Source organism: Pseudomonas fluorescens, assembly GCF_041354075.1.
Taxonomy (GTDB): Bacteria; Pseudomonadota; Gammaproteobacteria; order Pseudomonadales; family Pseudomonadaceae; genus Aquipseudomonas; species Aquipseudomonas fluorescens_CE.
The window spans coordinates 1-20,027 of the sequence record NZ_JARZGC010000035.1; the positions used below are offsets into that span (position 1 = coordinate 1).

At 61.5% G+C, this 20,027-nt stretch carries 18 protein-coding genes and 2 tRNA genes; 7 read left to right on the forward strand and 13 right to left on the reverse strand.

The annotated features are described in order from the left end of the window. Position 1 precedes the first annotated feature (1 nt). The 5 genes from QIW53_RS26270 to rluD all read right to left on the reverse strand — a co-directional run bounded on the left by QIW53_RS26270 (position 2) and on the right by rluD (position 4,835). Positions 2 to 75 (reverse strand) — tRNA-Pro (locus QIW53_RS26270). Between the two features lie 9 nt (positions 76 to 84). Beyond that, positions 85 to 160: transfer RNA gene (locus tag QIW53_RS26275), tRNA-Asn, on the reverse strand. 296 nt (positions 161 to 456) lie between these two features. Then, on the reverse strand, positions 457 to 3,021 hold the full coding sequence (gene clpB / locus QIW53_RS26280; RefSeq protein ID WP_371052500.1) for an ATP-dependent chaperone ClpB: 2,565 nt from the start codon (positions 3,019 to 3,021) through the stop codon (positions 457 to 459). Between the two features lie 129 nt (positions 3,022 to 3,150). Next, entirely contained in the window at positions 3,151 to 3,876 is a 726-nt protein-coding gene (gene pgeF / locus QIW53_RS26285) for a peptidoglycan editing factor PgeF (RefSeq protein ID WP_371052501.1), read from the reverse strand. After that, on the reverse strand, positions 3,873 to 4,835 hold the full coding sequence (gene rluD / locus QIW53_RS26290) for a 23S rRNA pseudouridine(1911/1915/1917) synthase RluD (RefSeq protein ID WP_371052502.1): 963 nt from the start codon (positions 4,833 to 4,835) through the stop codon (positions 3,873 to 3,875). The genes pgeF and rluD overlap by 4 nt, the downstream gene beginning before the upstream one ends. A gap of 151 nt (positions 4,836 to 4,986) precedes the next feature. Here rluD and QIW53_RS26295 point away from each other — a divergent pair, with 151 nt between their 5' ends. After that, positions 4,987 to 6,009 (forward strand): outer membrane protein assembly factor BamD, encoded by a 1,023-nt coding sequence (locus tag QIW53_RS26295; protein WP_371052503.1) that lies wholly within the window; start codon positions 4,987 to 4,989, stop codon positions 6,007 to 6,009. A 137-nt stretch (positions 6,010 to 6,146) separates the two neighbouring features. Here QIW53_RS26295 and QIW53_RS26300 read toward each other — a convergent pair whose 3' ends face one another. Continuing rightward, on the reverse strand, positions 6,147 to 6,878 hold the full coding sequence (locus QIW53_RS26300) for a FadR/GntR family transcriptional regulator (RefSeq protein ID WP_371052505.1): 732 nt from the start codon (positions 6,876 to 6,878) through the stop codon (positions 6,147 to 6,149). 263 nt (positions 6,879 to 7,141) lie between these two features. Here QIW53_RS26300 and QIW53_RS26305 point away from each other — a divergent pair, with 263 nt between their 5' ends. The 6 genes from QIW53_RS26305 to QIW53_RS26330 all read left to right on the forward strand — a co-directional run bounded on the left by QIW53_RS26305 (position 7,142) and on the right by QIW53_RS26330 (position 13,121). Further along, positions 7,142 to 8,248: a mandelate racemase/muconate lactonizing enzyme family protein gene (locus QIW53_RS26305; RefSeq protein WP_371052506.1), complete on the forward strand. Its 1,107-nt coding sequence runs from the start codon at positions 7,142 to 7,144 to the stop codon at positions 8,246 to 8,248. Between the two features lie 79 nt (positions 8,249 to 8,327). After that, a complete protein-coding gene (locus QIW53_RS26310; RefSeq protein ID WP_371052508.1) occupies positions 8,328 to 9,266 on the forward strand; it encodes an AEC family transporter in 939 nt (312 codons plus the stop codon). 55 nt (positions 9,267 to 9,321) lie between these two features. Beyond that, complete coding sequence (locus QIW53_RS26315) at positions 9,322 to 9,816, forward strand: cupin domain-containing protein (protein ID WP_371052509.1); 495 nt, start codon at positions 9,322 to 9,324, stop codon at positions 9,814 to 9,816. Between the two features lie 161 nt (positions 9,817 to 9,977). After that, positions 9,978 to 10,211 carry a PP0621 family protein gene (locus tag QIW53_RS26320; RefSeq protein ID WP_371052510.1) on the forward strand — a complete coding sequence of 78 codons (234 nt, stop codon included), beginning with the start codon at positions 9,978 to 9,980 and terminating at the stop codon, positions 10,209 to 10,211. Continuing rightward, entirely contained in the window at positions 10,201 to 11,787 is a 1,587-nt protein-coding gene (locus tag QIW53_RS26325; RefSeq protein ID WP_371052512.1) for a sensor histidine kinase, read from the forward strand. The genes QIW53_RS26320 and QIW53_RS26325 overlap by 11 nt, the downstream gene beginning before the upstream one ends. Positions 11,788 to 11,789: 2 nt before the next feature. Further along, the gene (locus QIW53_RS26330; RefSeq protein ID WP_371052513.1) at positions 11,790 to 13,121 is read left to right on the forward strand and encodes a sigma-54-dependent transcriptional regulator; all 1,332 of its coding nucleotides are present in this window, start codon (positions 11,790 to 11,792) and stop codon (positions 13,119 to 13,121) included. 9 nt (positions 13,122 to 13,130) lie between these two features. On the opposite strand, the gene thiO is transcribed toward QIW53_RS26330, so the two are convergent. From thiO to QIW53_RS26365, 7 genes are read right to left on the reverse strand one after another with little or no spacing between them, the layout of a single operon-like run. Then, complete coding sequence (gene thiO, locus QIW53_RS26335; protein ID WP_371052515.1) at positions 13,131 to 14,231, reverse strand: glycine oxidase ThiO; 1,101 nt, start codon at positions 14,229 to 14,231, stop codon at positions 13,131 to 13,133. A 57-nt stretch (positions 14,232 to 14,288) separates the two neighbouring features. Next, the gene (locus QIW53_RS26340; RefSeq protein ID WP_371052517.1) at positions 14,289 to 14,690 is read right to left on the reverse strand and encodes a type IV pilin protein; all 402 of its coding nucleotides are present in this window, start codon (positions 14,688 to 14,690) and stop codon (positions 14,289 to 14,291) included. Between the two features lie 14 nt (positions 14,691 to 14,704). Then, positions 14,705 to 17,812, reverse strand: a complete 3,108-nt coding sequence (locus QIW53_RS26345; protein WP_371052518.1) for a pilus assembly protein — start codon at positions 17,810 to 17,812, stop codon at positions 14,705 to 14,707. Then, positions 17,799 to 18,281 carry a pilus assembly PilX family protein gene (locus QIW53_RS26350; RefSeq protein ID WP_371052520.1) on the reverse strand — a complete coding sequence of 161 codons (483 nt, stop codon included), beginning with the start codon at positions 18,279 to 18,281 and terminating at the stop codon, positions 17,799 to 17,801. Before QIW53_RS26350 ends, QIW53_RS26345 begins: the two co-directional genes overlap by 14 nt. 11 nt (positions 18,282 to 18,292) lie before the next feature. After that, the gene (locus tag QIW53_RS26355) at positions 18,293 to 19,006 is read right to left on the reverse strand and encodes a PilW family protein (protein WP_371052521.1); all 714 of its coding nucleotides are present in this window, start codon (positions 19,004 to 19,006) and stop codon (positions 18,293 to 18,295) included. Continuing rightward, the gene (gene pilV, locus QIW53_RS26360) at positions 19,003 to 19,452 is read right to left on the reverse strand and encodes a type IV pilus modification protein PilV (RefSeq protein ID WP_371052523.1); all 450 of its coding nucleotides are present in this window, start codon (positions 19,450 to 19,452) and stop codon (positions 19,003 to 19,005) included. Before pilV ends, QIW53_RS26355 begins: the two co-directional genes overlap by 4 nt. Further along, positions 19,449 to 19,922: a GspH/FimT family pseudopilin gene (locus QIW53_RS26365; RefSeq protein ID WP_371052524.1), complete on the reverse strand. Its 474-nt coding sequence runs from the start codon at positions 19,920 to 19,922 to the stop codon at positions 19,449 to 19,451. Before QIW53_RS26365 ends, pilV begins: the two co-directional genes overlap by 4 nt. Between the last annotated feature and the right edge of the window lie 105 nt (positions 19,923 to 20,027).

Here is a 20,027-nt window from a genome sequence, read left to right on the forward strand (position 1 = left end):
GTCGGGGTAAGGGGATTCGAACTCCTGACATCCTGCTCCCAAAGCAGGCGCGCTACCGGACTGCGCTATACCCCGGTTTGAAATTGGCTCCGTGACCAGGACTCGAACCTGGGACCCAATGATTAACAGTCATTTGCTCTACCGACTGAGCTATCACGGAACTGCATATTTCAAGTTACAACAGTGAAGCTTGCTCCACCTCTTCGACCCGTTCGCATCGCTGCGTTCGTGTGTCTGAGGCGCGCTATTCTACAATCTTAAGCACCTCTGTCAACCCCTAAATCGCCTTCAAGTTAATGATTTGCAACTTATTTCGGATTTCTGCCCAGTGAGCGGAAACCCTGGCGGGTGACTGACTGCGGGGCGCACTTTACAAGCCTTTTCCTTTGAGTTCAACAACCTGACGAAAAAAAGGCCTCGCAATGCGAGGCCTTTCCATTGTGCCGCCCGTCGGGATCAGGCAAAAACGATCTCGTCGTTCTCCACCACCCCTTTGGCGATGTCCCCCGGCATGTAGCGACCCGACAGGATCAACTGCGCCAGCGGGTTCTCGATCCAGCGCTGGATCGCTCGTTTGAGCGGCCGTGCGCCATATACCGGGTCGTAGCCCACCGCGATCAGCTTGTCCATGGCCTCGGGGCTGAGTTCGAGTTTCAGCTCGCGCTCGGCCAGGCGACCGCGCAGACGGCCCAGCTGGATCTCGGTAATGCCGGCGATCTGATCCCGCGCCAAAGGCTCGAAGATCACCACTTCGTCGACCCGGTTGATGAACTCAGGCCGGAAGTGCGTGGAAATCGCATCCATCACCGCCGCGCGCTGCGCTTCACGATCACCCACCAGCTCCTGGATCTGCGCCGAGCCCAGGTTGGAGGTCATGACGATCACGGTGTTCTTGAAGTCCACCGTGCGGCCATGGCTGTCAGTCAGGCGACCATCTTCGAGCACTTGCAGCAGGATGTTGAACACATCCGGGTGGGCCTTCTCGACCTCATCCAGCAGGATCACCGAATAAGGCTTGCGACGCACCGCCTCGGTCAGGTAACCGCCCTCTTCATAACCCACGTAGCCTGGTGGCGCACCGATCAGGCGAGCCACGGAATGTTTCTCCATGAACTCGGACATGTCGATCCGTACCATCGCTTCCTCAGTGTCGAAGAGGAACTCGGCCAGCGCCTTGCACAGCTCGGTTTTACCGACACCGGTCGGGCCCAGGAACATGAACGAACCGCTCGGCCGATTCGGGTCGGACAACCCCGCCCGCGAACGGCGCACCGCGTTGGACACCGCGACCACCGCCTCTTCCTGGCCGATGACGCGCTGGTGTAACAGGCTTTCCATCTTCATCAGCTTGTCGCGCTCGCCTTCGAGCATTTTCGACACGGGAATGCCGGTCCATTTCGACACGACCTCGGCGATCTCTTCCTCGGTCACCTTGCTGCGCAGCAACTGGTTCTCGCTTTCACCATGCTGGTCGACCATCTGCAGGCTGCGCTCCAGGTCCGGGATCACCCCGTATTGCAGCTCGGCCATGCGGTTCAGATCGCCTTTGCGGCGGGCCGCTTCCAGTTCCTGACGGGACTGCTCGATTTTCTGCTGGATCTGCGCAGAACCCTGGACTTCGGCTTTCTCCGAATTCCAGATTTCCTCGAGGTCCGAATACTCGCGTTCGTGGCGAACGATCTCTTCCTGGAGTTTTTCCAGGCGCTTCTTCGCCGCTTCGTCGCTTTCTTTCTTCAGTGCCTGGGATTCCACCTTCAACTGAATCAGGCGGCGTTCCAGACGGTCCAGCACCTCCGGCTTGGAATCGATTTCCATGCGGATGCGGCTGGCCGCTTCGTCGATCAGGTCGATGGCCTTGTCGGGCAACTGGCGATCGGTGATGTAGCGGTGACTGAGCTTGGCGGCGGCAATGATCGCGCCGTCGGTGATCGCCACCTTGTGGTGAACCTCATAGCGCTCTTTCAAGCCCCGCAGGATGGCGATGGTGTCTTCTTCGCTCGGCTCGTCCACCAACACTTTCTGGAAGCGCCGCTCGAGGGCCGCGTCCTTCTCTATATATTGGCGGTACTCGTTGAGCGTGGTCGCGCCGACGCAGTGCAACTCACCGCGAGCCAACGCCGGCTTGAGCATGTTGCCGGCATCCATCGAACCCTCGCCCTTGCCGGCACCCACCATGGTGTGCAGCTCGTCGATGAACAGGATGATCTGCCCTTCCTGCTTCGACAGTTCATTGAGCAGGGCTTTGAGGCGCTCTTCGAACTCACCACGGTACTTGGCACCCGCAATCAGCGCACCCATGTCCAGGGACAACAGGCGCTTGCCCTTGAGGCCATCCGGCACTTCGCCGTTGATGATGCGCTGAGCCAGGCCTTCGGCGATCGCGGTCTTACCGACGCCGGGCTCACCGATCAGCACCGGGTTGTTCTTGGTACGGCGTTGCAGCACCTGAATCGTGCGGCGAATTTCGTCGTCGCGGCCGATCACCGGATCGAGCTTGCCGTCTTCGGCACGTTTGGTCAGGTCGACCGTGTACTTGTCCAGCGCCTGACGCGATTCCTCGTGGTTGGCGTCATTCACCGCTTCGCCGCCACGCAGGTTGTTGATGGCGTTTTCCAGGGCTTTCTTGCTCACGCCCTGACCGAGCAGCAACTTGCCCAGCTTGCTGTTCTCGTCCATCGCCGCCAGCAGCACCAGCTCGCTGGAAATGAACTGGTCGCCCTTCTGCTGCGCCAGGCGATCGGCCTGGTTGAGCAGGCGCGCCAGGTCCTGCGACATGTTCACGTCACCGGTCGGGTTCTGGATCTTGGGCAACTGGTCGAGCTCTTTGGTCAGCTCTTTACGCAGGCTGTTGACGTCAAAACCGACCTGCATCAGCAGGGGTTTGATCGAACCACCCTGCTGTTCCAGCATCGCCTGCATCAGATGGGCGGGCTCGATGCCGGGATGGTCAAGGCCGACGGCCAGGGATTGGGCGTCGGACAGGGCTAACTGCAATTTGCTGGTTAAACGATCTATACGCATGGGTCACCTTCCTATGGAGCAGGCCGGACCTATAAACATCCTGAATGAAGAAGCCTGCCAGATACCGTTATAGATGCGGTCGATTCTGGGAGTTTCAAGCGGCGTGTCGTTGATGCAGATCAGGCTAGTCTAGCTTTCGATCCAGACCAGGGAGGCGAACCTGCCGGTGCGCGACGCACGGCGGTAAGAGAAGAAGCGCGGGTCGGTGACGGTGCAGAAACCGCCACCATAGACAGCAGTGACACCCCGGGCAGCCAGACGCAGGCGCGCCAGCTCATAGATGTCGGCCATGAGCTTGCCTTCATTGGCGCTCGGGACAAAAGCCCTGGCCGATTCCGGCAATTGCCGGACGAAGGCTTCCCGAACTTCCGGGCCGACTTCGAAGGCTTTGGGGCCGATTGCCGGGCCGAGCCAGACCAGCACGCCTGAGGCTGGAACGGCCAGCGTGTCGAGAGTTGCTTCCAGCACGCCCGCCGCCAATCCGCGCCAACCGGCGTGAGCCGCTGCCACGCGGGTGCCGGCACGGTCACAAAACAGCGCCGGCAAGCAATCGGCCGTCATGGCGGCGCAGGCGATTCCGGGCGTTGCCGTCCAGCTGGCGTCAGCGGTAGCCACCTGGTCCGGGTCGGCATGGGCCACGGCGATGCCGTGCACCTGCTTCAACCAGGCCGGCCGAATGGAAAACTGCTCGGTGAGGCGACGACGGTTCTCGGCGACGGCGTCAGGGCTGTCATCGACGTGATCGCCAAGATTGAGGCTTTCGAACGGCGCCAGGCTGACGCCGCCCGCACGGGTGGTCACACAGGCTTTCACCCCGGCAGGCGCAGGCCAGTCGGGAATCAGCCAGTCACTCATCCGACGAACGCCTCGCGGTCCTGCTTGAGCAGGGTCAGCAGCCAGACGAAATCTTCCGGCAGTGGCGACTCCCAACTCATGCGCTCACCGGTGGTCGGGTGCTCCAGCTCCAGGAACCGTGCATGCAGGGCCTGGCGCGGGAAGGTCTTCAACGATTCGACCATGGTCGGGTTGGCCGCTGGCGGAATACGGAAACGGCCGCCGTAGGCCGGATCGCCGACCAACGGGAAGTTGATGTGCGCCATGTGCACGCGGATCTGGTGCGTACGACCGGTTTCCAGCTTGACCCGCACGTGGGTGTGGGAGCGGAAACGCTCGAGTACGCGGTAATGACTGACGGCCTGCTTGCCCCCTTCCATCACGGCCATACGCTGGCGCTGCTGGCCATGACGACCGATGGGCGCGTTGATCTTGCCCCCGGCGGTCACCACACCGATCACGATGCATTCGTAGATCCGGCTGACGCTGCGGCTCTGCAATTGTGCGACGAGTTTTGTCTGCGCCTGAATGGTCTTGGCCACCACCATCAGCCCGGTGGTGTCCTTGTCCAGGCGATGCACGATACCGGCGCGGGGCACATTGATGATGTCCGGCACGTGGTGCAGCAGGGCGTTGAGCAAAGTGCCGTCAGCATGGCCGGCGGCGGGATGCACCACCAGGCCGGCAGGCTTGTTGATGACCAGGATGTCGTCATCTTCATAGACGATATCCAGCTCGATGTCCTGGGCGACCCATTCCCCCTGGGCTTCCTGCTCGGCAGTCAGCTCGAGGATGGCGCCACCGTGCACGATGTCGCGCGGGCGGATGACCGCGCCATCCACAGTCAACCGGCCCTCTTTGATCCAGGCGGAAAGGCGCGAGCGCGAGTGCTCGGCAAACAATTGTGCGGCGACTTGATCGAGGCGTTGGCCGCCCAATTCGGACGGCACCTCTGCGCGAAGTTCTATTTTATCGGACATGCTCGGACTGGGCGTCGGCACAGCCTTTGGTTTCGGCTGCGCGCTTGTGGTTAAATACGGCGTCTTTTGCCCCGAGGCTATTCAACGGGGCGCTCATCATAACAGGACGGCCTCGCCCAAGACAGCGGCCGTCATAGGGACGCAAGCCGCCATGCAAGTGAAACACCTGCTGCTGATCGCCATCCTCGCATTGACCGCCGCTTGCTCATCGAAGGAAGTCGTAGACGAAAACCTCAGCGAAGTCGAGCTGTATCAACAGGCTCAGCACGACCTGGACAACAATAGCTACACCGCCGCCACAGCCAAGCTGAAGGCGCTGGAGTCGCGTTATCCGTTCGGGCGCTACGCCGACCAGGCTCAACTCGAGCTGATCTACGCCAACTACAAGAACACCGAGCCTGAGGCTGCGAAATCGGCCGCCGAGCGTTTCATTCGTCTGCACCCACAGCATCCGAACGTGGATTACGCCTACTACCTCAAGGGGCTGACCTCGTTCGACCAGGACGTCGGCCTGCTGTCGCGCTTCCTGCCGCTGGACATGACCAAGCGTGACCCGGGGGCTGCCCGCGACTCCTACAACGAGTTCGCCCAGCTGACCAGCCGCTTCCCGAACAGCCGTTATTCGCCGGACGCCAAGCAGCGCATGATTTACCTGCGCAACCTGCTGGCGGCCTACGAGATCCACGTGGCCGACTACTACCTGACCCGTCAGGCCTACGTCGCCGCTGCCAACCGTGGCCGCTACGTGGTGGAAAACTTCCAGGAAACCCCATCGGTCGGTGACGGCCTGGCGGTGATGACCGAAGCCTACCAGCGCCTGCACCTGGACGAACTGGCCGCCACCAGCCTCGAAACCCTCAAGCTCAACTACCCGAACCACCCAAGCCTGGTGGACGGTCAGTTCGTGCCTTCGGTGGACGAAGCTGACAACCGTTCATGGCTGAGCAAGGCCACCCTGGGCCTGATCGAATCCCGTCCACCGCTGCCGCCGGGAGAAACCCGCGCCAACCAGGACGTGCAGAAGCAATTCCAGGATGCCAAGGATGCAATCCCGAACGAACTCAAGCCTAAAGACGAAAATGGCGACGTGATCGAAGAAGAAGAGCACGAGGCGGAAGGTAACAACGAAGACCGCTCCTGGTTCAGCTACATGACGTTCGGCGTGTTCGACTAAACGCCGTTCGGCAAAACCGATCCGGTTTTGCACAGCCACAAAAAATCCGATGCCGGCTGGCATCGGATTTTTTTTGCCTGGGGCGAAGCACTTGGCTGCTTGTAGAACAACGAAACAACAAGTCTCGCCCCGACCCCTCAGAAGAATTTGATCTCGTAACCAAAGCGCGATGCCGCACTGACGATGTGTTGCCCCATGATCTGCCGTGCTGCGCCGGCATCCCGGTCGATGAACGCCTGCACCAGCTCCTCATGCTCGCCACGGGCGGCGTGCGGAATATTGCTGAACACCGGGCCGCGCCGCGCGAAGTTCATCGTGATCAATGCCCGCATGGGCTCCAGCACGGTGCGAATCATCGTTTCCAGGTAATCGTTGCCTGATGCGGCGGCCACCGCCCGATGAAAGTCCAGGTCGGCGTTGACCGTGTCCAGCGTCGGCTCGCCCTCGTACTGCATGCGCAAGACCGCATCCTGGATGGTTTTCAGCTTGCGCGCCGTCATGTGCGTCGCCGTCAGCGCGGCGGCCTGGCTTTCCAGGATGGCTCGGACTTCGAACATGTTGCGAATCGTATTGTCGCCGTCGAGCAACGGCGCGGTTTCCGGCAAGGGCGCACGCTCCGCCGCCGGCGCCGCCGCAACGAACACCCCCACGCCTTGGCGCGACTGAATCAGCCCTTGCGCCCGAAGCGTGGCGATGCCTTCGCGCACGACGTTGCGGCTGACACCGAAGTTTTGCGAGAGGAACTGCTCGGTCGGCAGCCGATCTCCCGGTCGCAGTCGGCCAGAGGCGATTTCATCGCTCAGCGATCGAGCGATGTGCTCGGCCAGATGAGGTCTGCGCGACACGGGCTGCACGTTCATTTCACTCATGCTGAGTCATCCCTTTTACTTGTCCACTTAATCTACATCAGAAGACTTGTTCCAGACAGGAATAACTGAAATTACTCAATCGAAGTAATCCATAAATTCATTAAAATCAATGAGTTAAAGTATAAGCAACAGATGAGGATATAAAAGCGCCAGCTTGTTCAGTTGAAGGACAACTGAACATCATTTAGGTTGATTTGTACCTGGACGCGGTTAAACCCACAAATCCCCGCGCTCCTTGTACAACCTGCCGGAGGCGTCGCTCCATGAAAATTGCCAGCATCGAAACCATTGCACTTCGAATCCCCTTCACCACGGGCGGCCGGTCCGCCGGCGGAGTCTGGGGGCCGAAGGATCTGCAGATGGTCGATTCACTCGTGGTCAAGATCACCACCGACAACGGCATTGTCGGCTGGGGCGAAACCTTCGGGTTCACCGCCATACCGGCAGTGAAAGTGGTGATCGACCAGATCCTCGCCCCGGAACTGATCGGCTGCGATGTCTCGCGGCGGGAGAAATTGCAGGGCGACCTGCAAAAGAAATTTCACGTCTTCGGGCGCAGCGGCGCATTCATCTACGGTTTGTCGGCAATCGATATCGCGCTCTGGGATATCGCCGGCAAAGCCGCAGGCCAACCGGTCTTCAAACTGCTCGGCGGCAGTGAAGCCACGTCGCTGGCGGCTTACGCCAGCCTGATCCGCTACGCCGACGCGGACCTGATTCGCACCAACGTGAAGCGCGCGGTCAACGCGGGCTTCCGCCACCTCAAGCTGCATGAGGTGGATGTCGAGGTCATTCGTGCTGCCTGTGAAGCCGCAGGCCCGGGCGTTGAAATCACCCTGGACGTCAACGCCCCATGGACCGTGCGCGAAGCGCTGGACATCGCCGAACAACTTCGCCCGTTGAACCTGCGCTGGATCGAAGAACCGGTGTGGCCGCCGGAAAACTATGCCGGCCTGGCAACGGTGCGCCAGCACGGCGGCATCCCCGTGGCGGCCGGAGAGAACGCGTCGACGCTCATGGATTTCCAGCACCTGCTCGAGGCCGGCGCGGTGGATTTCGTGCAGCCGAGCCCGGCCAAGATGGGCGGTATCACCGAGCTGCAGAAAGTCTATGCGCTGGCCAATGCCCATGGCGTCACAGTGATGGTCCACGCCTTCTACGACGGCCCTGGCCTGCTGGCTGCCGTGCACGGGAGTGCGGCCCTGGGCGGCGCGAAATCCCTGGTGGAATGGCGCTACTTCGACCTCGAAGCGCAACTCTATGGCGACGCCATCATTCCGCGTAACGGCCGCATCGACGTACCGCAGGGCCCGGGGCTAGGCCTCGAACCTGACCAGGACGTCATTCGCGACTACCGCATCGAAGTCTGACCCCGCTGGCCGCCAGTGCCTGGCGGCCTTCCCGAGCCATTTCGACAGTCTTGATAAAAATAAATACGAGGATTGAGCCATGTTTGACAGGATCGTAGGGCCCCTCTTGCCCGTCGCCTTTGTAATCGCCCTGGGTTTCATCGCCGGCAAACGCGGGCGACTGACCCAGTCGGACAGTCTGCTGATCAGCCGCCTGGTGCTCGGCTGGATCTTCCCGGCGCTGTTGTTCGCGGGCATGGCCAGCACGCCACGGGAACAACTGTTCGATTTCAAATTCGTCCTGGCCACGTTCATCGGCATCATGGGCATGTACATCCTCGCATTGGCCATCGGCTGGTGGCGCCATCGCGATCTCAAGGTGGCGACGCTCAAGGGCTTCGTCAACGGTTACCCGGACGCCGCGTTCATGGGCATCCCCATTCTGGGCGCCATGTACGGAGCGGGCAGCATCTATTCGGTGCTGGTGCTCAACCTGGTGGCGAGCCTGGTCATGATTCCGCTGACCACCATGTTGCTGACCATCGCCGACGGCAAAGGCAGCGGCCGCCAGGCATTCATGTCGAGCCTGTCGGGCGCGGTACGCCGCCCACTGATGTGGGCGCCGGCCCTGGGCATCGTGCTTTCCCTGCTGCAGATCAAGCTGCCGCCCCTTGCGGCCGAGTCGCTCAACCTTCTGGGCAAGGCCACGCCGGGCGTTTCGCTGCTGTGCCTGGGGCTGATCATGTCATCTGAGAAGCTGAAAATGTCCGGTGAAGTGTGGGGCAACCTGGGGCTCAAGCTGTTCATCCACCCGATCCTGATGTTCGCTGCCACCGTAGTGCTGGGGGTGAACGGGTTGTATGCCCAGCAGATGATCCTGTTGTGCGCGCTGCCTTCGGCAACGATCCCGGCGATGTTCGCCAACCAGACCGGTGCCTACCAGAGCGAAGCCGCGACCTCCATCCTGGTCAGTACAGTGCTGTCCATCGTGACATTTTCGGTGGCGATCTACCTGATCGACGGCGGGCTGGCGGCCTGACCCGTGGCGAACGCCATGACGACTTCAACCCAAACCGCGTATCGAGGTGTCCATCATGATTCACAAAACAGCAATGACGGCAGCGCTGGCAGCCTTGCTGGCGACGAGTGCACTCCTGCCAGTGGTGCAGGCCCAGCCTCTGCCACTGGGCAAAACCGGCTCGGTCCATAACGAGGACGTGGAATGGCGCAGCTTTCCCGCCTTCCCTGCGGAGGTGAAACTGGCCGTTGTGGCCGGCGACCCGAGTAAACCGGCGCCTTATGTGGTCAGGGTCAAGGTGCCGAATGGCATCCGGCTGATGCCCCACACACACCCTGAAGACCGCATCTATACCGTGATGTCCGGCGTGTTCTACATTGGTTTTGGCAGTGTGTTCGACCCGGACAAGCTGGTCGCGTATGGCCCGGGCAGCGTGGTGATACTCCCCGCCAACACCCCGCACTTCCACTGGGCGCGGTCCGGCGAGTACATCTCGCAGGTGTACGGGACCGGCCCGCTGGGTATCGAGTACATCGATAGCCACGACGACCCGCGCACGGCATCGAAGTAAATCCGCGTTGGCACGGCCTCGCCGATCCGCCAACGCTTGACGGATCGGCGCCAGCCTCGCGAGGGTGGGTCTTTTATCGTGCGCATTTGCACACCGACGGGCTGTGCGCCCCCCATGTCATTGGCTAGACTGCAGCATCTCTTCTGATAAAGCAGCCCATCATGCTTCGTTTATTGTTCTGGATCGTCCTGATTGCCGCCGCCGTATGGTTCTGGCGCAAGTTCAAGGGGTCGAGCAGCGCACCCAGGCCCCCTGATGAACCCCAGGCGACACCCATGGTCCGTTGCGCCCATTGCGGCCTGCACCTGCCGCGCGACCGCGCGCTGAACCTCCAACAACAGTGGTACTGCAGCCAGGCTCACCTCGAGCAAGGCCCGGGCACCCGTGATCGCTGAGGCATCCCGCCCCGACAGCAAACAGGCGCAGCGACTGCTGCGCCTCTACCATCTCTACCGCCTCAGCATCGGCATCACGCTGGTGCTGCTGATTTCCAGCAACCTGGACAACCAGTTGCTCACCTCTACCAACGACAGCCTGCTGCGTAATGGCAGCTGGCTGTACTTGGTGCTCAACATTCTCTTGGTGGTCTTCCTCGAGAACATCCGACGTCCGGCGCAACTGTTCAGCCTGGCGTTGATCGACGTTCTGATGCTGTGCAGCCTGTTCTATGCCGCCGGCGGCGTCGCCAGTGGTTTTGGCAACCTGCTGGTGGTCTCGGTGGCCATCAGCAATGCGTTACTGCGAGGACGGGTCGGCCTGCTGATTGCCGCCGTCGGCGCGCTTGGCATTGTCGGGCAGACCGTACTCCTGAGCCTCGGCCACCCCGCCAGCCCCAACGACTACCTGCAAGCCGCCACGCTGGGCGCACTGTGCTTTGCCGCCGCCTTGCTGGTGCAGGGGCTGATGCAACGCGTGGAAGTCAGCGAGATCCTTGCCGAACAGCGGGCCAGCGAAGTCGTGGAGCTCGAAGCGCTCAATGCCTTGATCCTGCAGCGCATGCGCACCGGGATTCTGGTGCTCGACGACCGGCAATGCGTGCAACTGGCCAATCACAGTGCCCTTGTGCTGCTGGGGCGCGATGCGCTTGAAGGTCAGCCCGTCGACGTCTGCTCGCCCGCCCTGATCGAACGCCTGCGCCTGTGGCAGAACAACCCGACATTGCGCCCCCAGAGCGTCAAGGTCGCCGGCAGCGGGCTGGAACTGCAACCGAGCTTCATTGCCCTGGACCAGAGTGCGAATCGTCAGACCCTGGTGTTTCTCGAAGACCTGGCGCAAATCACCCAGCAGGCGCAACAGCTCAAGCTGGTGGCCCTGGGTCGCCTGACAGCGGGGATTGCCCACGAAATACGCAACCCGCTGGGCGCCATCAGTCACGCCGCCCAGCTGTTGCAGGAATCGGAGGAACTGAACGGCGCGGATCGGCGTCTGACCCAGATCATTCAAGATCACTCGCAGCGCATGAACCGGATTATCGAAAACGTCCTGCAACTGTCCCGTCGCCAGCAGACCGTGCCGCAACGGCTCGACCTGAAGCCATGGCTGGAACGGTTCGTGGCCGACAGTCGCGAAGGTGCGCTCGACCGTCAGCAGATTCACCTGGACATCGGCCAGGGTGATTTCAACACCCTGATGGACCCGAACCAACTGACCCAGGTTCTCGACAACCTTGTGCGCAACGCCTGGCGCCACAGCGCACAGATACATGAGCGGGCGCAGGTCTGGTTGAGCCTGTTCATCGATGCCGACACCCAACTGCCGATCATCGAGGTGCTGGACGATGGCGCCGGCGTTCCACCGGAGCAACAGGCGCATTTGTTCGAGCCGTTCTTCACCACCAGTGCTCAAGGCACCGGCCTGGGGCTTTATCTGTCCCGAGAGCTGTGCGAAAGCAACCAGGCCCGCCTAGACTTCAAGTCACACCAGGGCGGCTGCTTCCGCATCACCTTTGCTCACGGACGGAAACAAAGTTGAACATGAGCCAACCGCAAAAAGTCTTGATCGTCGACGATGAACCGGATATTCGCGAACTGCTGGAAATCACCCTGGGACGCATGAAGCTCGACACCTTCAGTGCGCGAAACCTGGGTGAAGCGCAGTCCTTGCTCAAGCGCGAGACCTTCGACCTGTGCCTCACCGACATGCGCCTGCCGGATGGCACAGGCCTGGACCTGGTGCAGCACATTCAGCAACGTCATCCACACCTGCCGGTGGCGATGATCACCGCCTACGGCAGCCTGGACACCGCGATCAACGCGCTCAAGGCCGGCGCCTTCGATTTCCTGACCAAACCCGTGGACCTCACCCGCTTGCGCGAGCTGGTTGGCAGCGCACTGCGCATGCCGGCGCCGAGCACCAGCGTGGATCGCCGCCTGCTGGGCGATTCGCTGCCCATGCGCAGTCTGCGCAAGCAGATCGACAAGCTGGCCCGCAGCCAGGCACCGGTCTACATCAGCGGTGAATCCGGCAGTGGCAAGGAGCTGGTGGCGCGCTTGATCCACGAGCAAGGCCCGCGCGCCAACCAGCCCTTTATCCCGGTGAATTGCGGGGCGATCCCGTCGGAACTGATGGAAAGCGAGTTTTTCGGCCATCGCAAAGGCAGCTTCAGCGGCGCCATCGAAGACAAACCCGGGCTGTTCCAGGCGGCCCATGGCGGCACATTGTTTCTCGACGAGGTGGCGGACTTGCCGCTGGCGATGCAGGTCAAACTGCTGCGCGCGATACAGGAAAAGTCGGTGCGCTGTGTGGGTGGGCAACAGGAGACTGTCGTCGACGTCCGCATCCTCTGCGCCACTCACAAAGACCTCGACGCCGAAGTCGCCGCTGAACGCTTCCGCCAGGATCTGTACTATCGGCTCAACGTCATCGAGCTACGCGTCCCCTCGTTGCGCGAACGCCGCGACGACATCGAAACCCTGGCCGGCCATGTGCTCAAGCGCCTTGCCGCGAACAGCGGCCAACCCGTCACCCGGCTGCACCCGCAGGCGCTCGACGCGCTCAAGGGTTATCGTTTTCCAGGCAATGTGCGCGAGCTGGAGAACATGCTCGAGCGGGCACACACCTTGTGCGAAAACAAGCAGATCGAGGCCGGCGACTTGCGCCTGGCCGAGGGCAATTGCTCGGAGGTCAGCGGCGTGCCGGACCTGACGCAGATCGATAACCTGGAAGATTATCTGGACAACGTCGAACGCAAACTCATCCTCCAGGCCCTGGAGGAAACCCGCTGGAACCGCACGGCGGCGGCTCAGCGGTTGAATCTGTCGTTTCGGTCGATGCGCTATCGGCTGAAGAAGTTCGGGCTGGATTGAGATTCCCGGTCAGATCCGCCCGGCCGGCGCATACGGTGCCGGATCGATGATTGGCTCCCTGCCCAGCATCACGTCGGCAAACAACTGGCATGACGCTGGCGCCAGCACCAGGCCGTTGCGGTAGTGCCCGCAGTTGAGCCACAGCCCATCGAAACCCGGCACCCGGCCGATGTAGGGGATCCCCTCCGGCGACCCGGGCCGCAGCCCGGCCCAGTGGCCGACCACTTCGGCGTCCGCCAGCGCAGGAATCAACTCCACTGCCGTGGCCTTCAGGCTCTGCAGCGCAGCGTCGGTCGGCGTCTTGTCATAACCTTCATGCTCCAGCGTACTGCCCACCAGAATATGCCCATCCCGACGTGGAATCGCATAGCGCCGCTTGGCCAGGACCATGCTCGGCAGGAAGTCGGCTGCACACTTGTAAAGGATCATCTGCCCCTTGACCGGCTCCACCGGCAGCTCCAGCCCCAGGCCCTTGAGCAGATCGCCGCTCCAGGCACCGGCAGTCAGCACCACCTGATCGCCGTGGACGTCGCCCGTCGATGTCTGCACGCCCACGACCTTATCGCCTTCACGAATGAAACCGCTGACTTCGCATTGCTCATGCATCGTCACGTTCGGCAGCGCCTGCAGCGCCGCCTTGAGCGACTTGACCAACCGTGGATTGCGCACATTGGCCACGTCAGCCATGTAGATCGCCCGGGAGAAACCGGCGCCCAATACCGGCACGGCATCGTGTACCGCCGAGATATCCACAGCCCGCAACGGGCGGTTTTCCCGCTCGGCCCAGGCCAGCGCCTCGGCCTCGTCTTCCAGATCCAGCCAGTACAGGCCGGTGATGTGCACCTCGGGATCGACACCGGTGGCGCCAAACAGGCGCTCACCCAGCTGTGGATAAAAATCCTGGGACCAATGGGCCAGCGCAGTGACCGCCGGGCTGTAGCGCCACGGGTAAAGCGGCGAAACGATGCCGCCGCCGGCCCAGGACGACTCCTGGCCGACACTCGCCCGATCCAGCAGCACGACACTCTGCACTTCGGAGGCGAGATTGAACGCCGTCAGCAGGCCAATCACACCACCGCCGACGATCACTACTTGCTGTTGCATGGTCATGTTCCGATCCAACCGTTAGATAGACAGAAGGCGCAAAAAGCACCCGAAAACTGAAACTCAGCGACCCCAGCAATCCTTGGTGGTCAGCCCGGACGTCGCATTGACCATGCTCCTGACACCGGTGTTGGTGAGGGTGAAATCACCGCATTTGTCCCCGGCCATGGCACTGCCCGCCTTGCGCGTGGCAGTCAGCAGGAAGGTCTGGTCCGCCAGGGTCGGGGTGATGGTGTAGTAGTCATTGCCGGCGCTCAGGCCGGTGGCACCCGTATAGAGGTTGGTCCTCGAATAAAATCGCTCGAGAATCTGCGCCTGCTCGGAAAGCAGGCCGGCCACTTCCGCCCGACGGCCCTTCTTCACGTACTCGGTGAGGCTTGGATAGCCAATGGTGATGATGATACCGATGATCGCAATCACGATCATGATTTCAATCAAGGTAAAACCGCGGTTGGATCTACGCATGCCTGAACGCTCGCTCACTGGATTTGCCGCCACATGATGCGGCGGCTGCCGCCGCCACCTTTCTCCGTCAACTTGACGATGCCACCACTGGTGTCGCCGACGTATTTGGCGGTGCCCGCGTTGGCGATCATGTTGACCAGGGGAATACCCGTGGAAAAGACCACACCGCTGGACACGGCGTCGTTGCCGTCAATCAACCCGTCATTGGTGGTATCCAACACGGCGTAATTGAGCATCTTACCGCTGAACGCATCCAGCTCGACGACCTTGCCGCTGCCGAAACTGGCGCAAGGGTCCGTGGTGTCCACGATCGCCGTGGTGAACACGATTCGCCCCAGCACCAGCGCCGCCTGGTTGATCACCCGTTCGCCGGTCAGAACACCGCCGTAGACCAAGGGCAGATACCAGCCTTTCTTGCCGGGGTAGATCACTTCATTCTGGCTGGTGGTAATGAATTGGCCCGAAGCGCCTGCGAACACTCCCGTGATCGACTGGGCCTGCAAGCTGGCCGTGGTGATCTGGCCAGAGCCACCGTCCGCATCCCACACCGCATAGAACGCCTGAAGGTCCTTGTTGGTCTTGTCCACCGACTCGTTGAATTTTCCGGTACCGAAAAACACCACCTTGCCGCCCAGGGAGTTGTCCGCCAGCAACGGCTGCGCGGTGATGGGCTGGGTGTCTCCACCCGGCGCGGTGAACAGGGGCTTGCCGGAAAAGGCAAGGCCCCAGCTGTTGGGGGCACTGGCGCTCAGGTCGAACTTCCACATGCGTCCATTGAGATCGCCGCCATACGCGGCCTGCACCACATTCTGCGAATTGACCTTGAGTTCCACCGACGACAAGCCGTTGGTGGTTTCCGTGCTGTCGACCACGATTTTGCGGATCAGCGAGCCATCCCGAATGTCCACCACGTACAAGGCCGCCACGCCGGAGTTGCTACCGTATCCGTTGGCAATGAACGCCGCCCAGCGGCCGTCGGCCAAGCGTGCCACCTCTGGACGGGCATAGGCGTAGCCAAGGTCATTAAAAGCGTTGGCGGCATTCGGGGTGGCTGGCGCGCTGAACTCCCACAACGCTCGAGTGACGTTACCGGCCGAGGCGTCGAACAGCTGCAAGGCGTAGAAGGTCTTGCCCCCCGCCCCTGTTCCGCCAATGGCGAGGGTCTTCCAGGCGTTATTGAGTTGCGCGTCGAAGATGCCGACCTGGCCATCGACCAGAAACTTGTGGCTGACGCCGTTGATGTAGGCCGGATCGGAAATCAGCCGCAGGTAGGGCAGCACGCTGGAGGGCATGTAGGCGTAACGCCGCGCCCCGTTGCCGGGGTTGATGACACTGACGAATCCGTCGTTGCCGTTGACCACCAGGTTGCTGTTCATGTTGCTGGCCTTGGTCGCCAGATAGTTGCTGTAGCTGGTGTCGCCCACCAGGTCGGAGGCGGTCTGGTCCGTCGGTGAGGCGAGCATCAGCGGTGAGTTGATGATGTCACCCAGCAGCACACTGCGCACTTTCAAACCGCTTTTGTTGGTGCCCTTGCTCCACTCCACCAGGTCAGCGCCAGTGATGCCCGTAGGCAAACCCTGGTTCAATACCGTCTGCTGCGCGGGCGCGAAATTGCCGAAGGCCAGGGTGATCGGCGCATTGCTGGCCGTGCTCCACGACTGATAAGTCGGGGGCGTGGCGCCGGGAACAATCGCGGTGTCGGTGGTCCAGAGCACCGAGGAGGTGTTCACTGCGCCGGTGGCGGTGATGCCATAAGCCCGGACCGTGCCGCGCCAGTCCTTGGGGTCGTAGCTGGTCTGGTAGTAGGACGAGCCTATACCGACGATCGAGCTGCTGGTGGTGCCGCTGCCCCCGGAGCCGGCCTTGGAGGTGATGTCGCTGAGCGCTGACGCCAGCGCCGTGCTCAGCCCTGCGCTGTCCGTTGCCTGATAGTACTTGCCCTGGCCGTAGCTGGCCGCATCCGAGAGCATCTGGTTCGCGGCGGTGAAACCCACGGTGTAGGTGTTCATGTTCTGCTTGGGAAAATCGGCGGCGTTCCAGCTCTTGCCGCCCGCGTCGGTGCCGGTGGTGCGCATGTCGATGTCGAACGCGAACTTGGCGATGTCGTCCAGGTACAGGGTGTCACCTTCACCGTCGCCGTTGAGGTTGTCACCATCGTTCGCGCTGTTGCCGTCCCAATTCGGCAAGCGGCTGCCACCCAAGGGATCATTGGTCGGGAAGGTCCGGTCGTAGGTGGGCAAACCATCGGTGATCACCACACCGTAGTTTTTCTGGCAGCGGTACTGGATAGGGCTGGTGTACGTCGAAGGCGTCGAGTTGTAGTACGGCGCCATGCCACGCATGTAGCGCGTGACTTCGTAATAGCTTTCCGCCAATGGCGTGTTGGCGATCGCACTCAGGCCGTTGATCGAGTTGATCAGCGCGGTGTAGTTGGCGTTCGCCTGGGCCTGGGTGACGCTGCCACTGACCGGGGACAGGTCGCTGATGCCGCGGGCGATGAAACCGCCGGGGCCGGGGTTGCCGCTCACCGGAGGGTTGAAGGTCGCCAGGCCGATGCGCAACGATCGGTTGCTCGCCACCAGATTGGTCGATACATCCTGGGCCACGCTGATGCGGTAATCGTTGGGAATCGCGCCGGTAGTGAAGTCACGGCTGGAACCGTTGGCCAGACTGACCAGGTAGGACAGGTAGTTCGCCGAGTAGCGGGTATTGCCGTTGCCCACAGGATCAGGCAAACGCAGGCAAATGGACCCCAGCCCGAGAAAGCCACGATAAAAGCCGTACCAGTTACCGGCGGTGGAGCATCCGCCCCGGTTCAGGCTGGACAGGAAGATATTGGTATCGTTCATGTCCAGGTTCTGGCCGGTCAGGCACGAAAAACTCGAACTGCAGTTGGCGATTTGCGGGTAGTTGTCATCCGGTTTGAAACCCGCCGCCCAGATGATGTTGTTCATGCTGCCCGAATCATCGATCAGCAGCATCACATTGGGCGCAACCGCTGCCGCGCTCAGCAAGGGTGACTCCGAGGGCGTGAAGGCGTACACAGGCGCCGACAGGTACAAGCCCGCTGCAATGCCGGCAACGAACTTCCATAGCCCGGAGCGGCGCTCAATATTTCGCATAAATGCTCTCCACCACGCTGCGAACGTTGTTGCCGACAATGGCCACTGCGGTGACCCGGTACAGCGTCGCAGAGGTGTTGCTCGGCACATTCACGGCATTCAGCGAAGCCCCGATGTTCTGCACCCCGTAAAAACCATTGCCGGCCGCGATCCAGGTCACGCCCGACGTGGAATTGAAACCGGCGCCAGTGATCGACGATGACTCGGCCGGAGGCGCGCACTGGGTGGTGCCGCTGCAAACCGGCAAGGTGTAGGTGCTCATCTGCACCGCACTTTCACCCATGCGCAGCGCCGCCTCGGCGTTCTGAAACGACTGGTTGCGCAGGTTGATACTGTTGGCCATCTTTTCCTGCAGGTTGGCGTTCTGCATCGACGAGATGCCGATCAGTGTCAGCAACAACAGAAACACCAGGCTGACCAGCAGCGCCATGCCGCGCTGACGATGCGAAGTGACGGAATAAAAACTCATCGGCCCTCCCCTCATGGCAGGCGGTTGCGCAAGGCGGCAACCACGCTGAAGGTTTGATCGCGAACCTGCCGTGCCGGATCGGTGAGGGTCAACGTCAGGCGCACGCTGCGGATTCGCGCAGCGTCCGCCGGATTACTGCTGTAGCTGGAGGCAGCGACATCGCTCGCTGAACTCGCCACGCCAAAGCTGACATTGAAGGCGCTGACGTTATCGATCAGAACCGCCTGGGCCGGCGTCCCGACGCCGACCCCCATCGTCAGCTGATTGTTCTTGAGGCTGTAGATCAAGCGTCGAATCGGGAACGCCAATTGCCCACTGGCCGGCACCCTTGCGTTGGAATACGCGGTGGCCGTATTGCGGCAATCGGAGACCACCGTCCAGGTCGGCGTCCCGCCTGTCGTGCCCACGTCAGCGGTGACCAGGGTCAGCTTGAGATTGGCATTGTCCCAACTGACAGGCGTAGCCTGGGCCACGCCGAAGGTCGTACCGTCACTGGCGTCGGCAATCGTCCCCACACAACCGAACATCCCCACCATGCGGATTTCCTGAATCATCTTGCTCAGCACGAAACGCGCGTCCTCCTGCATGTTGGCCGCTGAGTTCTGACTGACGTAAGTGTTCTTGGCCGCGATGAAAATCTGCGCCACGCCGAGCACCACCACCAACCCCAATGCCAGGGCCACCAGCAGTTCGATCAGGCCGAACCCGTGATTGCGTCGATTCATGGCGTCGCCACCGGGTCGACCGCCGCACGACTGGTCACCACCAGGCTGCGCCGGGTGTTGGCCTCGTTGGCGGCGCGTGAGTCGTCCCAATTGATGGTGATGGTGTACACCCGCTGATTGAGGGTGACGGATCCGGTGGCGGTGCTGCCCAGTAAAGCGGTGATGTTGGAAGTGAAGTCGTAGAGGTCCTGATCCCGGGCGACATTCAGGTTGCCCGAGGTCGGCGGTGTCACGGTGTAGTCCGCACCGGAATTGGCGCGGATGCGGTCCAGCATGTCATAGGCGATGAAACTCGCCTGGCTGCTCATGCGCGCACTGTCCGTGTACTTCAGCGCATTGAGCTGAAACGCCGCCGCGCCCAGCAGGCCGACGGTCAGGATCAGCAGTGCCACCAGAACCTCGATCAGCGTGGTGCCTTCCTGTGCTCGTGCGCTCCCTACCCTCATCCGCAACTTCCACCCAATAGAATTCGTCCATTCAAGCACACGTTCAGCGTCCTGCTCTGCGTCCCCAGTACATAGTTGATCACCACCGCTGTCGAAGGTGCCGACAGGCCGCCCAGATTGTTGAAATCGATGGCGGTCACTCCTGAGGTTAGCGTCAGAGTCGCTCCGCTGCTCATCGCGGGAACAACCCGCAATACATTGGGCGCATTGCCCGTGCTGTCATAGACCGACAGCTCTCCGGTCCAGCCACTGCCGCCGGCCGTTGGCCGCACCCGGGTGGTGATGCCCCGATCGATTGCCTCGAGCCGGGCATAATTCAAACCCCGTTGCAGGTCGCTGATCTCGGTATCGGCCCGTGTCCCCTGTACCGAACGAGTGAACATGGGCACGGCCATCGTGATGAGAATCAGGAAAACCGCGAGCGCGATCAGCAACTCGATCAGCGTGAAACCTTTTGTACGATGATCCATCGGTGCCCTCCGTTGCCGTCGGCTATACCTGCTGTTACACGCTAGAACATTCGACCGACAGATGTGCGGTTGTTTTGCCATTACTTGCGCAAGGATTGCGCGCCT